The organism is Massilia sp. METH4, assembly GCF_037094685.1.
Classification (GTDB): domain Bacteria; phylum Pseudomonadota; class Gammaproteobacteria; order Burkholderiales; family Burkholderiaceae_D; genus Rugamonas.
In genome coordinates this window covers 4,622,332-4,638,191 of record NZ_CP146614.1, presented here as the reverse complement: position 1 = coordinate 4,638,191, position 15,860 = coordinate 4,622,332, and the positions used below count along the sequence as shown (strand labels likewise).

At 68.3% G+C, this 15,860-nt stretch carries 11 protein-coding genes; 5 read left to right on the top strand and 6 right to left on the bottom strand.

Annotated elements, in window-relative coordinates:
• Positions 1-4: 4 nt before the first annotated feature.
• The 6 genes from V6Z91_RS20415 to V6Z91_RS20390 form a co-directional block, all read right to left on the bottom strand.
• The gene (locus tag V6Z91_RS20415) at positions 5-808 is read right to left on the bottom strand and encodes an ABC transporter ATP-binding protein (RefSeq protein ID WP_338760376.1); all 804 of its coding nucleotides are present in this window, start codon (positions 806-808) and stop codon (positions 5-7) included.
• Positions 805-1,899 (bottom strand): acyl-CoA dehydrogenase family protein, encoded by a 1,095-nt coding sequence (locus tag V6Z91_RS20410; RefSeq protein ID WP_338760374.1) that lies wholly within the window; start codon positions 1,897-1,899, stop codon positions 805-807. Before V6Z91_RS20410 ends, V6Z91_RS20415 begins: the two co-directional genes overlap by 4 nt.
• Positions 1,899-2,453, bottom strand: coding sequence for a carboxymuconolactone decarboxylase family protein (locus V6Z91_RS20405; RefSeq protein WP_338760371.1), 555 nt, complete (start codon positions 2,451-2,453; stop codon positions 1,899-1,901). The genes V6Z91_RS20410 and V6Z91_RS20405 overlap by 1 nt, the downstream gene beginning before the upstream one ends.
• 100 nt (positions 2,454-2,553) lie before the next feature.
• The gene (locus V6Z91_RS20400) at positions 2,554-3,486 is read right to left on the bottom strand and encodes an AraC family transcriptional regulator (protein WP_338760368.1); all 933 of its coding nucleotides are present in this window, start codon (positions 3,484-3,486) and stop codon (positions 2,554-2,556) included.
• 141 nt (positions 3,487-3,627) lie between these two features.
• Complete coding sequence (locus tag V6Z91_RS20395) at positions 3,628-5,025, bottom strand: GntP family permease (RefSeq protein WP_338771964.1); 1,398 nt, start codon at positions 5,023-5,025, stop codon at positions 3,628-3,630.
• 100 nt (positions 5,026-5,125) lie between these two features.
• Complete coding sequence (locus tag V6Z91_RS20390) at positions 5,126-5,428, bottom strand: hypothetical protein (RefSeq protein ID WP_338760366.1); 303 nt, start codon at positions 5,426-5,428, stop codon at positions 5,126-5,128.
• A 163-nt stretch (positions 5,429-5,591) separates the two neighbouring features.
• Between V6Z91_RS20390 and V6Z91_RS20385 the strand changes: the two genes are divergently transcribed.
• The 5 genes from V6Z91_RS20385 to V6Z91_RS20365 all read left to right on the top strand — a co-directional run bounded on the left by V6Z91_RS20385 (position 5,592) and on the right by V6Z91_RS20365 (position 15,859).
• Complete coding sequence (locus tag V6Z91_RS20385; RefSeq protein WP_338760364.1) at positions 5,592-7,343, top strand: HAD family acid phosphatase; 1,752 nt, start codon at positions 5,592-5,594, stop codon at positions 7,341-7,343.
• A 309-nt stretch (positions 7,344-7,652) separates the two neighbouring features.
• A complete protein-coding gene (locus V6Z91_RS20380) occupies positions 7,653-8,186 on the top strand; it encodes a gluconokinase (protein ID WP_338760362.1) in 534 nt (177 codons plus the stop codon).
• 95 nt (positions 8,187-8,281) lie between these two features.
• Positions 8,282-11,422 (top strand): TonB-dependent receptor, encoded by a 3,141-nt coding sequence (locus tag V6Z91_RS20375; protein WP_338760360.1) that lies wholly within the window; start codon positions 8,282-8,284, stop codon positions 11,420-11,422.
• Between the two features lie 13 nt (positions 11,423-11,435).
• Positions 11,436-12,746 (top strand): gluconate:H+ symporter, encoded by a 1,311-nt coding sequence (locus tag V6Z91_RS20370; RefSeq protein WP_338760357.1) that lies wholly within the window; start codon positions 11,436-11,438, stop codon positions 12,744-12,746.
• A 92-nt stretch (positions 12,747-12,838) separates the two neighbouring features.
• Positions 12,839-15,859: a glycosyl hydrolase family 28-related protein gene (locus V6Z91_RS20365; protein ID WP_338760354.1), complete on the top strand. Its 3,021-nt coding sequence runs from the start codon at positions 12,839-12,841 to the stop codon at positions 15,857-15,859.
• The last annotated feature ends 1 nt before the right edge of the window (position 15,860 follow it).

The window sequence follows — 15,860 nt, the reverse complement described above, 5'->3', positions numbered from 1 at the left end:
TTGGTTATCCAGTTTGGTTGGTGGCGTCGCGCAGGGCCGCGACACGCAGTTCATGCACGATCTCGAGTCGCAGGCGCACGATCTCGTCGCCATGATCCTCGCGCGGCCGGGGAATGTCCACCCGCCATTCGCGCGCGATGCGGCCGGGCCGCCCCGCCAGCAGCAGGATGCGGTCGGCCACGAGGATCGCTTCGTCGATATCGTGCGTGACCAGCAGCGCCGCCGTGTGCCAGCGGTGTACCAGGTCCACCAGCAGCGACTGCATCTCGGCCCGCGTGATCGCGTCCAGCGCCGAGAAGGGTTCGTCGGCGAACAGCAGCTCGGGTTCGCGCGCCAGGGCGCGGGCCAGCGCCACGCGCTGTGCCTGCCCGCCGGACAATTGCGCCGGATACGCGTGTGCGTGCGAGGCCAGGCCAACCGCCTCGATGGCGTCGAGGATGCGCTTTTCACGAGCGGCGCGTTCGATGGCGGGCTGGCGCGCGAAATCGAGGCCGAAGCCCACGTTGGCGCGCACGTCCAGCCAGGGCAACAGGCTTGGTTGCTGGAACACGAGGGCCGCGCGCGGATGCGGAGCGAGCAGCGGCTGGTCGAGGAACGTCACGCTGCCGGCATCCGGCGCGGCCAGCCCGGCCAGGCCGCGCAGCAGGGTGGACTTGCCGCAGCCGCTGCCGCCCAGCAGGCAGACGATCTCCCGCTTGCCGATGGCCAGCGAGACGCCGTCGACGACCGCCCTGCCCTGGTAGCCGAAGCGCAGCCCGCGCGCATCGAGGGCGGGACCGCCCGCCACCGCGACTTCCGGCGCCGTCATGCGCGACCTGCGGCGGCGGCCTGCTTCTGCAGCTCCAGCTGCAGCTGGGTAAGGCTCGGCGTCACGATCGGCACGAACGCCGCTTCGCGCCAGCGCCGCGCGAAGTTGCGGTCGTGGTTCATCAGGTAGGCACGGCCGCCGCTGCCCTGCAGTTCCAGCATCACCGCCTGCTGCACGATCTCGGCCAGCGAGATGCGCAGCCGGAACATCGGCGCGGCGGCGGCCTTGAAGCGGCCGTCATGCACGCCATCCTCCAGCTGCTCGACGGCGCGCGCCAGCTCCACCTGCAGCGCTTCCACGCGGGCCAGCAGGCCGCTGCGCGAGGCCGTGCACAGCCGGTGCGCGGCGGCCAGGGCGGCACGGGCCAGGCCGATCGACATGCCGCACTGCATGCCCAGGAACGCCGGACGCACGGCCGGCAGCCAGCTGCGGGCGTCGTGCGTGATCACATCGGCCTCGCCGATGCGCACGCCATCGAGCTTGATGGCGGCGGTATTGCTGCCGCGCAGGGCCAGCAGGTCCAGGTCGGCGCTGCGCGCCGCACCTTGCGCATCGCCGCGGAACGCGATCACGGCCGGCGGGGCTCCGGCGGCCGACGTGACGGCGGCCGCGGCAACAAAACCTTCCTTGCGCAGGTTGGTAATCCAGGCCAGGCCGCCATCGAGGCGCCAGCCCTCTCCTTCGGGCGTGGCGGTGATCTGCAGCGACTCGATCCCGGACAGGAACTTCATCGCGTTCGACAGGCCGGTGGCACCGGCGATCTCGCCGCGCAGCAGCGGCGCCAGCCAGCGCTCGCGCAAGCTGGCGTTCGGGCTTTGCAGCACGTATTCGATGAAGGTACGGTGGCCCCAGAACACGAAGGCCGCCGTCAGCGACCGTTCGGCCACGGCGGCGATCGCCTCGATGGCATCGCGCACGTCGCCACCGCTGCCGCCCAGCGCCTGGGGCACGCCGATGGCGAACAGCTTCGCTTCCGCCAGGCGCGGCACCACTTCGGATGCCAGCTCCTGCGTCGTATCGAGCTGGTCGGCGTGGCTGGCCAGCCAGTCGGCCAGCGCGGCCGGCAGTTCGATGGAACGTGCGCCCGCCATCAGATGGCTCCGGGCGCGTAGGGTTGCAGCTCCGGGTTGATGGCGCTGCCGGCCAGCGTGTTCGCGAAATTGCACAGCGTCGCGAGCGCCACGCCCAGCACCACTTCCAGCGACTGCTGTTCGTTGTAGCCGGCGGCCAGGAACGCTTGCAGCGCGGCGTCGTCCACGGCGCCGCGGGTGGCGATCACCGCCTTGGCGAAATCGGCCACGGCATCCAGCTTCGCGTCACCGGTCGCCTGGCCCTGCTGCAGCGCGCGCACCGTTTCGGTCGGCAGCTGCGCCTTCTTCAGCGCCACGGCGGTGTGGCCGGCCACGCAGAAATCGCAGCCGTGGATGCGCGCGGCGGTGATCTGCACCACTTCGCGCTCGGCCAGCGTGAGGCTGGTTTTCGCGTTGATGCCCGACACCGTCATGTACATCTCCAGCGCCTGCGGCGAATTGGCCAGCACGCCGATCAGGTTCGGCAGGAAGCCATTGTTGGCCAGCGCCTTTTCCACGAAGGGGCGGCTCGCTTCGGGCGCGGTATCGACGGTATGCAGCGTGAGACGGGACATGATGGACTCTCGATTAGGAATGTTGACTCCGCATTATATGGGGCTGAGTTGATGGACGAAAAGACGCAAGCGTCGCGTTTTTCTGCTCCATCGTCCACATTCAATTCAGCTGCGGCGCCGGATCCAGGCTGCGCCGCTGCCGCCGGAATGCGCCGGGCGGCTCGCCGATCACCTTCTGGAAGGCGCGCGAGAACGCCGCGTGCGAGCGGTAGCCGACGTGCTCGGCGGCCCGCTCGATCGTCTCGCCATGGTTCAGCCGCTGCGCGGCGATCTTCATCCTGAGCAGCAGCAGGAATTGCGCCGGCGGCTGGCCGCTCGCGTCCACGAAATGCTTGTAGAAGCTCGAGCGTGACATGTGCACGGTGCGCGCCATGTTCTCCGTCGACCAGTCGTGGCCGGGATCGGCCATCATCTTTTCCAGCAAGGCGGTGAATTCGGGCCGGCGCGCCAGCGCCATCAGGCCGGACACCACGTCATGCTGGCGCGCCACGTGCCGCGTCACATAGAAGAACAGCAGCTCGGCCAGGCGCGAGATCAATGGCGGCGGCAGGTCCGGGTCGGCCCCTGCCTCGGCCAGCATCAGGTCGAACACGGTGCCGGCCGCGCGGATCGACGCATCCTCGGCGCGCAATTCCACCACGTCCGGGAACGAATCCACGATGAGCGTGCTGAGGGCGCCGCGGTACTGGAAGAAGCCGCAGGCGATGCCCGTCGTGTCCGCGCCGGGCGTCCCCAGCGGCTGCATGCCGCCGGCCGGCAGCGGCGCCCGCGGGTCGGGATCGGGGCCGAGGAAGTGCGGGATGTCGCGCAGCAGGAAGACGCCGTCGCGCGGGCCCAGCTCCAATGGCGCGCGGCCTTCGACATGCAGCCAGCAGCTGCCATGCAGCACGAGGTGGAAACTGCCCAGGCCCCGGCCGGCCGTCGAGGCACGCCAGCGCCCGCAGTACTGGCCCACGTGGAAGGCGGCCGCTTCCAGCTCGATGCTGTCGATCAGCCAGTGGACCAGGCGGTCGGTATCGGCGGGGCTGTCCATGCGGTGGTCGTTCTCGGGGTACAAATCGGGCGCCCGATTATGCCCGGTGGCGGCGCGCCCGGCCAAGGACGAAAAACGCATAAGCAAATGCAATCGGTGCGTCACGGGCGCGATGCGCGCGCCCGCGCCGTGTCCGGGTGCCTACACCAACCCCGTCAGGTAATACACGGCAATCACGAAGAACACGGCAGCCGTCTTGATGATGGTAATGCCGAAGATATCCTTGTAGGACTGCTTGTGCGTGAGCCCCGTCACCGCCAGCAGCGTGATCACGGCGCCGTTGTGCGGCAGCGTGTCCATGCCGCCGCTGGCCATCGCCACGACCCGGTGCAGCACCTCGAGCGGGATGCCGGCGGCGTTGCAGCCGGCGATGAAGCTGTCGGCCATCGCGGCCAGTGCGATGCTCATGCCGCCGGATGCCGAGCCGGTGATGCCGGACAATGTGGTGACCGAGATCGCCGCGTTCACCAGCGGGTCGGGAATCTTGCGCAGCGCCTCGCTGACGGCGATGAAGCCCGGCAGCGCGGCGATCACGCCGCCGAAGCCGTATTCGGAAGCCGTGTTCATGGCCGCCAGCAGCGCGCCGCCCACGGCCGATTTCGTTCCCTCGGCGAACGAAGCGCGGATACGCCCGAACGCCGTGACGCACACGAGGAGGATGCCCAGCAACAGCGCGCCTTCCACGGCCCAGATGCCGACCACGGTCTTGATCGGCGTTTCCACGGGCGCCTTCAGGCCCGGCAGCAGGTCCGAGGTGAGCGTGTAGCTGGTGCCGTACCGGTCCGTGATCGCGGCGGTGAGCACGAAGTTGGCCACGCCCACCAGCACCAGCGGCGCCAGGGACAGCAGCGGGTGCGGCAAGCCTTCCGACGAGGAAGCGGCCGCCTTCCCGTCGTCGGCGCCGTAGCCCTCGCCCGTCGCCATCACGGAGCGGCGGCGCCATTCCAGGTAGGCAAGGCCGGCGACCACGGTGGCGATCGCCCCCACGATGGAGAGCGAGGGCGCGGCCCAGCCGGTGGTCTGGAAGAACGTGGTGGGAATGATGTTCTGGATCTGCGGCGTGCCGGGCAGCGTGTCCATGGTGAACGAGAAGGCGCCGAGGGCGATCGCGCCGGGCATCAGGCGCTTCGGGATGCCGCTCTGGCGGTAGAGCTCCGCCGCGAACGGATACACGGCGAACACCACCACGAACAGCGAGACGCCGCCATACGTGAGCAGCGCGCACACGGCCACGATCACGGCGTTGGCGCGCGTGCGGCCGATGTAGCGGATCGCCGCATGCACGATCGATTGCGAGAAGCCGGCCATCTCGACCAGCTTGCCGAACACGGCACCCAGCAGGAACACGGGGAAGTACAGCTTCACGAAGCCCACCATCTTTTCCATGAAGATGCCGGAAAACACGGGGGCGACGGCGGCGGGTTCGGTGAGCAGCACGGCGCCGAGCGCGGCGACGGGTGCGAACAGGATGACGCTATAGCCGCGGTATGCGGCGAACATCAGGAAAGCGAGGGCGGAGAGGACGATCAGGAAGGACATCGGGCGGCTATTGTCGGGTTGGCATGCCGCCATGCTAACGAATTCCTCGCAACGCTGCGCGCACTGCAATTGGCTTGCAAGCGGCAAGCCGGCGCGCAGCTCAGTGGAAGATACCCACCGCCAGCTCAGCCCAGGCCACCAGAAGCACCAGCACGATCGCGCCGCCGGCGGCCAGCCGCGCGAACCGCGTGCGCAGCTTCGCCATCGCGAGCTCGATGGCCAGGCCCGCCCCGGCCAGCAGCGCCGCGGCGGCGGCGAAATCGAGGGCGCCCCAGTCGAACGCGCCGCCCGCAAGCATCGATAGGGCGGGAATGGCGAGCAGCGCCGCCGTCGCCAGCAACACGCGCAGCACCTTACGGGTAGAGAACGGTTTTACGTTTGCAGGCTCGATCGCGGTCTTCATGGTGGGCTCCGGAATAGTCGGTCGGGATGGCCGAACCGCTATCCTAGCACCGGCGTGGGGCCGCCGCGACTCATCCGACTGTCGCCGGATAGCACGCCGCGCTGGACAATCGCCCGCACTGCGCTCAGCATTCTTGCCATACCTATCACAAAGGGGAGATACGATGCACCCGCCGATCCGTTCCATCGCCGCCGCCCTGCTGGCGGCCTGGCTGCCGCTGGCCGCCGCCGCGCCGCCACCCGTCGAGCAGCGCGAGCTGCTGAGCGGCGTACTGTGGCTGCAGCAGGCGCCCGAGGCACGCTATGCCACGCTGTCCATCTTCCGCAACGCCACCACGATGCTGGAGGAAGCGATCGCCGCGCCGGACAGCGCCGCCATCGAGCAGCGCGGCAGCGACGTGGCGAAACTGCCGCCCGCCGTCATCGTCGACCTCGATGAGACGATGCTCGACAACAGCCCCTACGAGGCGCACCTGGTGCGCGAGGGCGTGCCGTTCGAGGAGGCCGGCTGGGCGCGCTGGATCGCCCAGCGGCGCGCGCTGCCGGTGCCCGGCGCGCTGGCATTCGCCCAGGCCGTGGACAAGGCGGGCGCGCGCATCTTCTACGTGTCGAACCGCGAGTGCTTCGCCGGCGAGAATCCGTGCCAGGCGAAGGAACACACGATGGCGAACATGCGCGCGCTCGGCTTTCCCCGCGCGGACGATCCGGGTGCCTTCCTGTTCAAGGGCGAACGCCCCGGCTGGGGCACCGACAAGACCAGCCGCCGCCAGGTGGTGGGCGCCGCCCATCGCATCGTGATGCTGGTGGGGGACGACATGCGCGACTTCGTCTCGCCGCCCCAGGCCCATGCGCTGCATGCGCGCGACCGCACGCTGGTGGCGCTGGCGGAGGATGAAATCGGCCGGCGCTGGTTCGTCATTCCGAATCCCATGTACGGCTCGTGGATGGAGCGCTTGGGCGGCCTGGAGGGCCAGTACGCGGCGCTGGACAGCGCTGCGCTGCCGGCGGTCGAGCGCCTCGCGCTGGGCACCTGGAACATGGAATGGCTGATGACCACCGGCACCCACGATGCATTGCTGGCCAGGTGCACGCCCGGCTTTCCGCCGTCGCACGTGCGCGCTATCCCGTGCAACAAGGACCGCCCGCCGCTGCCGCGCCGCGTGGCCGCCGATTTCGATGCCCTGGCCGACGTGGCGCGGCGCCTCCCCGCGGACGTGGTGGCCCTGCAGGAAGTCGACGGCCCGGAAGCGGCGGCCACCGTGTTCCGCGAGGGCTGGCAGCTGGCCTGCTTCATATCGCGCCCGAATCCGCAGAAAGTGGGCTTCGCGGTGCGCACCGGCATTCCCTACGCCTGCAACCCGGAATTGAAGGAACTCGATATCGACGGCGCCACCCGCGCCGGCGCCGACATCACGCTGTATCCCGGCACGCCGCACGCCGTGCGGCTGCTGGCGGTGCATCTGAAGAGCGGCTGCTTCGCCGGATCGCTGGCGGAAGCACCGGCTTTCCCGCCGTGCGCCGGCCTGCGCAAGCAAGTGCCCGTGCTCGAACGGTGGATCGACGCCCGCGCCGCCGAAAACGTGCGCTTTGCCGTGCTGGGCGACTTCAACCGGCGACTCGAACTCGATGCCGTGATGGATGCCGGGAACGACGAAGCCAGGCCGGACGCGGTTTTCAATGCCCTGAGCGACGGCCGGCCGAAAGGCGCCGTGCTGCTGCGCGCCACCGCCGGCCAGGCCCACGTACGCTGCTCCCCGCTCGACCGCCACGCGCCCGCCGCGATCGACAATATCCTCGTCAGCCGTTCACTGGCCGCGCTGGGCCGCCTCACCTACGCGCGCATCCCCTACGATGGCGCCACGGCGGCCCGGCACAAGTTCCCGGATCACTGCCCGGCCGTGCTGACGATCCAGTAGCGCCCCGCGATGTTTCCGGAAAAATGGGGACGTACCCCATTTTTCGGGAAACTATTTCCTCAAAACAGTATGCAAATCGCCGAGTGTTGCGAAAACAACATTCGTGCAACCGATCTTTGCGCTCCGCACAACTGATAGCGCTATCAGCTATTGTTCGCTCGCCAAGAGGGAAATTCGTCCTGATACGGCCAGGGGCAACCGGGAATACCGCGATTCCATGCTGCATCGCAGCATAAATAAGGACTTTACCCGCCCGCAAAGGCAGGCAATGATAGCGCTAACTACCAATTCATCCATATGGAGACACGCATGACACCACCAAGCGCCCTGCCCGACAACCCATCCGCCGGCGGCCAGCGCTGGGTCGTGATGGGCGTATGCGGCTGCGGCAAGAGCACAGTGGGCGCCGCGCTGGCCCAGCGGCTCGGCGTGCCCTTCATCGAGGGCGACAAGTTCCACCCGCCCGAGAACGTGACAAAAATGTCCGCCGGTTTTCCGTTGGACGATACCGACCGTGCCGGCTGGCTGCGGGCACTGGCCGGCGAGATCGGCAATGCGCGCGGACGCGGCGAAGGCCTGGTGGTGTCCTGTTCGGCACTCAAGCGCCGCTACCGCGACCTGCTGCGCCAGGCCGATCCGGGCCTGCGCTTCGCCCACCTGCAAGGGCCGCGCGAGCTGATCGCCGACCGCCTGGGCAAGCGCACCGACCACTACATGCCGCCCGCCCTGCTGGACAGCCAGCTGCGCGACCTGGAACCGCTGCAGGACGACGAAGGCGGCGTGCCGCTCGATATCGCGCAGGCACCCGCCGCCCTGGTGGAAAGGATCATCCACGCCGGGTGACCGGAGAGAAGCAGGTCGCACGGCAGTCATAGATCGATGTTGCACATGGAGGACGCGCCAAGCGAGCGCGCCAGGCACCACAAAAGGAGACAGACATGCGTACACCAACCCAACGGACCCTGATCAACCTCGCCGTCGCCAGCGCCTGCGCGCTGCTGGCCATGCCCGGCCACGCGCAGCAGCAGGCTGCGGCCGGCGCCGCCGGCGAAGCGGCACCCGCACAGGGCGCATCCGGCGCCGCCGGCGAAGCGGCACCCGTACAGGGCGCATCCGGCGCGACCGGTGAAGCGGCACCCGCACAGGGCGCATCCGGCGCGACCGGCGAAGCGGCACCCGCACAGGGCGCATCCGGCGCGCAGGAAGCGACGAGCGTGCAGGAAGCAGCGGCCGCGCAGGAACCGGCCACCGGCGCCTCGGCGCAACCGACCACCGTGGTGCAGGTTTCCGGCACCCGCATCGCCGCGCGCGGCTTCACGCAGCCCACCCCGACGACGAGCCTTTCCACGGCCGACCTGGAGCGCGCCGCCAAGCCGAACCTGTTCAACACGCTGGCCGAGCTGCCCGCGCTGCAGGGCAGCACGGGCCGCACCACCAGCACCAACAGCACCAGCAGCGGCATCCAGGGCCTGTCGTCCCTCTCGCTGCGCGGCCTGGGCACGATCCGAACGCTGACCCTGCTCGACGGCCAGCGCGTGGTGGGCGCGAACGTCACCGGCGTAACGGACGTGAGCCAGTTCCCGCAACTGCTCGTCAAGCGCGTGGACGTGGTGACGGGGGGCGCCTCCGCATCCTACGGTTCGGACGCGATCGGCGGCGCCGTCAACTTCATCACGGACAAGAAGTTCAAGGGCTTCAAGGTCAACGTCGAGGGCGGCCAGACCAAGTACCACGACGACGAGCACGGCACACTGCAAGCCGCCTGGGGCGGCAGCTTCGCCGGCGACCGCCTGCATGTCACGCTGTCCGGCGAATTCATGCGCGAGATGGGCATCGATTCGCCCGGCTTCGGCGAGGTGGGCCCGAACGGCCGCACGTGGTTCAGGAACTCGGCCTACCAGATCCGCCCGCTGGCGCAGACCAACGACGGCCGCCCGCAGTACACCGTGATCCACCACGCACAGCAATACCAGTATGCGAAGTACGGCCTGATCACGAATGGGCCGCTGCAGGGCATCGCCTTCGGACCCGGCGGCGCGCCCTACCGCTTCCAGTACGGCTCGGGCGGCGTGCCCACCGGTACCGGCGCGGTCACCAATTGCGTGAACCCGTTCTGCATCGGCGGCGACCTGTCCGGCAGCGTGGGCGCCGGCACCAACCTGGCGATGGACCTGAAGCGGCAAGTGGCGTACACCCGCGTATCGTGGGACCTGAATCCGGACAACGAGATCTACTTCACCGCCAACTGGGGCCAGGTGAAATCGCACTTCTCGCCGAACCCGGGGGCCGCCAAGAACGCCAACCTGACGATCCAGTGCGACAACCCGTTCGTGCCCGCCTCGATCCAGGCCGCCTGCGCGGCCAACAACATCACGAGCTTCCAGTACGGCACGGCGAACGCGAACTTCCCCGCCAACATCAATGTGCACCCGACCCGCACGCAGCGCCGCTTCGTGATCGGCGCGGACGGCAAGATTCCCCTGTTCGGCAAGGAATGGTCGTACGATACCTACGTGACGCGCGGCGAGAACACCACCAACATCAATGTGCACGACATCACGCTCAATGCCCGCTACAACGCGGCCATCGACGCGGTGCGCCTGCCCAATGGCTCCATCGCCTGCCGCAACCCCGTCGCCGCCGCATCGGGCTGCGTGCCCGTCAACATCATCGGCGACAACCCGATCTCCCCAGGCGCCTGGGCGTACATCGCGCCGCCGAACGGCCCGCGCCAGTACACCACGCAAAGCCAGGACGTGGCCAGCTTCAACATGAACGGCGAAGCCTTCGAGGGCTGGGCCGGCCCGATCCTGATGGCGTTCGGCGCCGAGTACCGCCGCGAGAAGTACCAGGTGCGCGGCGATCCGTACGGCGCCGGCGTGGACGAGCTGTCGCCGAACTCGTACCAGTATCCGGCCGATCCTATCCTGAACGCGACCGTCGGCAACAACTGGTATGCGGGGAACTACCACAACGGCGACGGCAGCTACAGCGTGCGCGAAGCCTACCTGGAATTGAACATGCCGCTCTTCAAATCCGAGCGCTGGGGCGAGTTCAACCTGAACCTGGCCGACCGGCCGATGAAGTACAGCACGGCGGGCAGTGTGAACACGTGGAAGGCCGGCGCGACGTGGCAGACGCCGGTGGACGGCCTGCGCCTGCGCGCCGTCACGTCGAAGGACGTGCGCGCGCCCAACCTCTCCGAGCTGTTCGCCGCGCCGGTGGTCATCAACAATGTCGTGCAATACCAGGGCAACACGATCTCCGTGCAGCAGCGCACCGTGGGCAACACGAACCTGCGGCCGGAAGTGGCGCGCAACAACTCGATCGGCATCGTGCTGTCGCAGCCTTCGTGGGCGCGCGGCTTCTCGGCATCGGTCGACTACTTCGACATCAAGGTCACCGACGTCGTCTCGGCGCTGACGGCGCAGCAGGAAGTGGACCTGTGCGTGGCCGGCAACCAGGAAATCTGCGGCGCGCTGGTGTTGAACAGCCCTGGCAACAATTCGGTCACGCTGCAGAACTTCAACCTGGCTTCGCTGCACACGAAAGGCGTGGACATCGAAGGCGCCTACCGCACGAACCTGGACAAGCTGAACCTGCCGGGCCGCCTGACGGTACGCGCGCTGGCCACCCGCACGCTGAACTTCATCACGAACTCCGGCGTGGTGGGCACCATCCCCACCGAGGGCGCGGGCGTGAACCTGGGCGGCACGCCGAAGTGGAAGCTGCTGGCCCAGCAGACCTGGGAAAACGACAAGATGAGCTTCACGCTCAGCCAGCGCTGGTTCAGCGACGGCGTGTACAGCAACGAGTTCATCGAGTGCCAGACCAATTGCCCGGTGTCGACGATCACCCATCCGACGATCTACGACAACAAGATGAAGGGTGCCACGTATGTCGATTTCGGCGGCAGCTACAACTTTTCGAAGCAGCTGCAGGCCTACTTCAAGATCGACAACCTGACGGACCGCGATCCGGAACCGGCGCCGCAGGCCAACGCCAGCTTCGCGATCAACCCCACGCTGTACGACGTGGTGGGCCGTACCTACCGCGTCGGCCTGCGCTATACGTACTGACGGGTGACGGCAAGTGCTGAACCTGTTATGGGTCTTGCTGGCGGTCGGCCTGCTGACGGTGCTGATCGCCTGGGGCAAGGTGCAGCCGTTGCTGGCCTTCGTGGTGGCGGCGCTGGTGGCCGCCCTGCTGCTGGGCGTGCCGCCGGCGAAGATCCCGGCGATGATCGAGAAGGGCATCGGGGACCTGCTCGGGTCGCTCGTCGTGATCATCTGCCTGGGCGCCGTGTTCGGCAAGCTGATCGCGGACAGCGGCGCCGCCCGGCGCATTGCCACCTGCCTCATTGCCGCCCTGGGGCCGCGGCGGTTGCCGGTGGCGCTGACGATCACCGGCTTCGTCGTCGGCATCCCGCTGTACTACAACGTGGGCTTCGTGCTGCTGGTCCCGCTGATCTTCTCGCTGGTGTACCAGTCGGGCCGGCCGGCGGTGGCGCTGGCGATTCCCGTGCTGGCGGGCCTGTCGATCGCCCACGGCTTCCTGCCGCCCCACCCCTCGCCGGTGGCGCTGGTGTCCGCCGTACATGCGGACATGGGCACGACCCTGCTGTATGGCCTGATCGTGGCGATCCCCACGCTGATCCTCTCCGGCCCCGTGTTCGCGACGACGCTCAGGCACATCCGCGGCGAGCCGGCGCAGATCTTCAAGAGCGCGGACGTGCCGGAGACCGAGCTGCCCGGGGTGTTCAACAGCTTCGCCACGGCGCTGCTGCCGGTGGTGCTGCTGGGTGCGACGACCCTGGCGACGATGGCCGACCCTTCGCTCGCGCCGGCGCTGGCGGTGCTGTCCAACCCGCTGATCGTGATGCTGCTGTCGTATGCCGTGGCCATCGTCTCGCTCGGGCTGGCGCGCGGCTGGAACCTGGCGCGCGTGATGCAGGGGCCGCAGGAAGCGATGCGGGAAATCGCGCCGATCCTGTTGATCATCGCCGGCGCGGGAGCGCTCAAGCAGGTGCTGGTGGAGACCGGCGTCGGTGCCCAACTGGGCGCCCTGCTGGCGGACACGCCGGTGCCGCCGCTGGTGCTGGGCTGGCTCGTCGCCACCCTGATCCGCATCTGCCTGGGCTCGGCCACGGTGGCGGGCGTGACGGCCGCCGGCATCGTCGAACCGCTGGTGCACACGAGCGGCGTGGACCCGAACCTGATGGTGCTCGCCGTGGGCGCCGGCAGCCTGATGTGCAGCCACGTGAACGACTCCGGCTTCTGGATGTTCAAGGAATACTTCGGCCTCACGCTGCGCGACACCTTCCGTTCGTGGACGCTGATGGAAACCCTCGTCGGCAGCTTCGGGCTCGTGTTCGTGCTGCTGCTGTCGGCGGCCGTCGGCTAGCGCGTACGGCCGAGCTCGTGTCCCGTGGGGTCAGACCCCACGAGACACGAGTTCGACCATAAGACTTCTCATACAACAACAGGAGACAAGCGTTGAAAACCCAGTTCCTACTGGCCGCCACGCTGGCGGTTTCGGCGGCGCAGGCCGCTTCGGTGTCCGCTTACCAGACGATGCCGGAAGATGCCCGCGCCATCGTCGCCCGCGCCACGGGCGACGGCAAGGCCGATGACACGGCGGCGCTGCAGCAGGCCATCGACAAGGCGGCGAATGAAGAGCAAGGCGGCGTCGTCTTCCTGCCGTCCGGCCGCTACCGCCTCACGCGCACGCTGACGATTCCACTGGCTGTGCGCGTCTACGGCGTCGGCCCCACGCGCCCCGTGTTCGTGCTGGCGCCGAACACGCCCGGCTTCCAGAAGGGCGTGGCGAACATGATCATCTTCACGGGCGGCGACCAGTACCGGGTCGGCAAGGTGCCCGTGCCGGTGCCGAGCGCCGTGCCGTTCGACCCGCAGAACAAGCCGGTGCGCGACGCCAACTCGTCCACCTTCTATTCGGCGCTGTCGAACGTGGACTTCGAGATCGGCGACGGCAACCCGGCCGCCGCGGCCGTGCGCATGCACACGGCGCAGCACTCGAACCTGTCGCACATCGATTTCCACATCGGTTCCGGCCTGGCCGGCGTCTACCACGTGGGCAACGTGGCCTACAACCTGCGCTTCTACGGCGGCCGCTACGGCATCCTGGCCGAGAAGACTTCGCCGGCCTGGCAATTCACGCTGATGGATTCCTCGTTCGACGGCCAGCGCGACGCAGCGATCCGCGAGCACGAGGCGGGGCTGACGATGGTGAATGTCGACATCCGCAACACGCCGGTGGGCGTGGAAATCAACCGCGGCTACGGCGACTGGCTGTGGGGCAAGGACGTGCGCTTCGAGAACGTATCGAAGGCGGCCCTCATCGTCAGCAACGAAAACAACGTCTACACGCAGGTCGGCTTCGAGCGGGCCATCGCCCGCAATGTGCCCGTGTTCGCGCGCTTCCGCGACAGCGGCAAGACGCTCGAGGCGCCTGGAAAAAATGCGAGCCGCAATTACCGTGTCGACGAATTCAACCACGGCCTGACGCTCAAGCAGCTGGGCGAGCCGGGCCAGTTCGCCACCAACTACAAGACCTCTGCCCTGCCCGCGAATACGCCGGCGCGCGAGCGCGCCCTGCGCCTCCTGCCGCCGTCGAAGGAGTGGGTCAATGTGAAGAAGTTCGGGGCGGCCGGCAACGGCACCACCGACGACACGGCTGCTATCCAGAAAGCCATCGACAGCAGCCGCGTCGTCTACCTGCCGCTCGGCTTCTACGTGGTCAACGATACGATCCGGCTGAAGCCGGACACGGTGCTGGTCGGCCTGCACCCCGGCCTCACGCAGCTGCTGATCCCGAACGGCTCGCCCAAGTACCAGGGCGTGGACGGCCCGAAGGCGCTGCTGGAAAGCGCGCGCGGCGGCGGTGCGATCGTCTCCGGCATCGGCCTGGCCACCGGCGAGGTGAACCAGCGCGCGGTCGCCCTGCTGTGGCGCGCCGGCGAACGGTCGCTGGTGGACGACGTGCGCATCCAGGGCGGCCACGGCACCCGCCTGTATGACGGCAGCCGCGCCGACCCGTATAAGAAGGATGCGAAGTTCGATACCACCGGGCACTGGGACCGCCAGTACCCCAGCGTATGGGTCACGGATGGCGGCGGCGGCACCTTCTCCGGCATCTGGTCGCCCAGCGGCTACGCGCAGGCCGGCTTCTACGTGACGAACACCAAGACGCCGGGCCATGTGTACGAACTGTCGGCCGAGCACCACGTGCGCGCCGAGATCGTGCTCGACGGCGTCGAAAACTGGGAATTCCTGGCGCCGCAAACGGAGGAAGAGGTGCGCGACGGCATGGACGCCGTCTCGCTCGAGATCCGCAATTCGAAGAATTTGCTGTTCGCTAACTACCACGGCTACCGCGTGACGCGCTCGCTCAAGCCGATGCCGGCCGCGGTGACGATCACGAATTCCTCCGACGTCCGCTTCCGCAACGTGCACGTGAACGGCGAGAGCGGCATCGCCACCTGCGACGACGCCGGTTGCACCACCTTCCTGCGGGCCTCGAAATACCCGTACGAGAACGCGATCCGCGACGTGACGAACAAGATCGACGTGCGCGAGCGCGAGTTCGCGGTACTCGACTACACGGGCACGCAGAAGAGCGCGCCGCCCGCCCAGGGCAAGGTGGAAAAGCTGGAAACAGGCTTCTGGTCCATCGCCGGCGCGGCCGTCGACGCCGCCGGCAGGCTGTACTTCGTCGACCGCCACTGGCGCCGCATCTACGGCTACAGCGACGAGCGCGGCCTCGAAGTGGTGCGCGATGCGCCGCTCGATCCGGTCAACCTGGCCATCGACGGCAGCGGCAACGTGATCGTGCTGTCCTCGTTCGGGCCGCAGGCTTCCGTCTACGCGTTCAAGCCCGGCACGCCCGGCACCGAGATCGCGATGCTCCAGCCCACGCCGGTGGCCGACCGCCCGCGGGCGAGAGTCGCGGTGCCCGTCAACTTCTGGCAAAACGGCGAGTTCCGCGACCAGCTGAACCCGGATACGTACGAATTCACCACGCTGGCCGAGATGTTCGCGCGCGACGTGGCGCTGCCGAAGGCGCAGGAATACGTGTCGCCGGACGGCTCGCTCGTGCTGCCCGCCTTCCGCGTGCTGCGCCAGGGGCCGCCGGACCACCTGGGCTTCCGCTGGTCGGACACGCTGAACACGCACGGTTTCGTGAGCGCCCGCGTCGGCGAGCGCGTCGTGTTCACCAACGGCTCGGAAAACCGCACGTTCAGCGGCCTGGTCGGCCGGGGCGGCGCGCTCACTGACCTGAAGCAGGTGGCAGACCGCGGCGGCGAGAGCGCGGCCGTCGATGGCGCGGGCAATGTCTACGTGGCCAATGGCCAGGTGTTCGTCTACGGGCCGGACGGCAGGCAGACCGGCCGCATCGACGTGCCGGAGCGGCCCTTGCAACTGATCTTCGGCGGCGCCGACAAGCGCACGCTCTATATCCTCACCCACCACAGCCTGTACAGGACGCGGATCTGAC

Bases quoted from the DNA above. Each gene is read 5' to 3' on its own strand.
- V6Z91_RS20415 (WP_338760376.1), bottom strand. From the start codon at position 808: ATGACGGCGCCGGAAGTCGCGGTGGCGGGCGGTCCCGCCCTCGATGCG.
- V6Z91_RS20410 (WP_338760374.1), bottom strand. From the start codon at position 1,899: ATGGCGGGCGCACGTTCCATCGAACTGCCGGCCGCGCTGGCCGACTGG.
- V6Z91_RS20405 (WP_338760371.1), bottom strand. From the start codon at position 2,453: ATGTCCCGTCTCACGCTGCATACCGTCGATACCGCGCCCGAAGCGAGC.
- V6Z91_RS20400 (WP_338760368.1), bottom strand. From the start codon at position 3,486: ATGGACAGCCCCGCCGATACCGACCGCCTGGTCCACTGGCTGATCGAC.
- V6Z91_RS20395 (WP_338771964.1), bottom strand. From the start codon at position 5,025: ATGTCCTTCCTGATCGTCCTCTCCGCCCTCGCTTTCCTGATGTTCGCC.
- V6Z91_RS20390 (WP_338760366.1), bottom strand. From the start codon at position 5,428: ATGAAGACCGCGATCGAGCCTGCAAACGTAAAACCGTTCTCTACCCGT.
- V6Z91_RS20385 (WP_338760364.1), top strand. From the start codon at position 5,592: ATGCACCCGCCGATCCGTTCCATCGCCGCCGCCCTGCTGGCGGCCTGG.
- V6Z91_RS20380 (WP_338760362.1), top strand. From the start codon at position 7,653: ATGACACCACCAAGCGCCCTGCCCGACAACCCATCCGCCGGCGGCCAG.
- V6Z91_RS20375 (WP_338760360.1), top strand. From the start codon at position 8,282: ATGCGTACACCAACCCAACGGACCCTGATCAACCTCGCCGTCGCCAGC.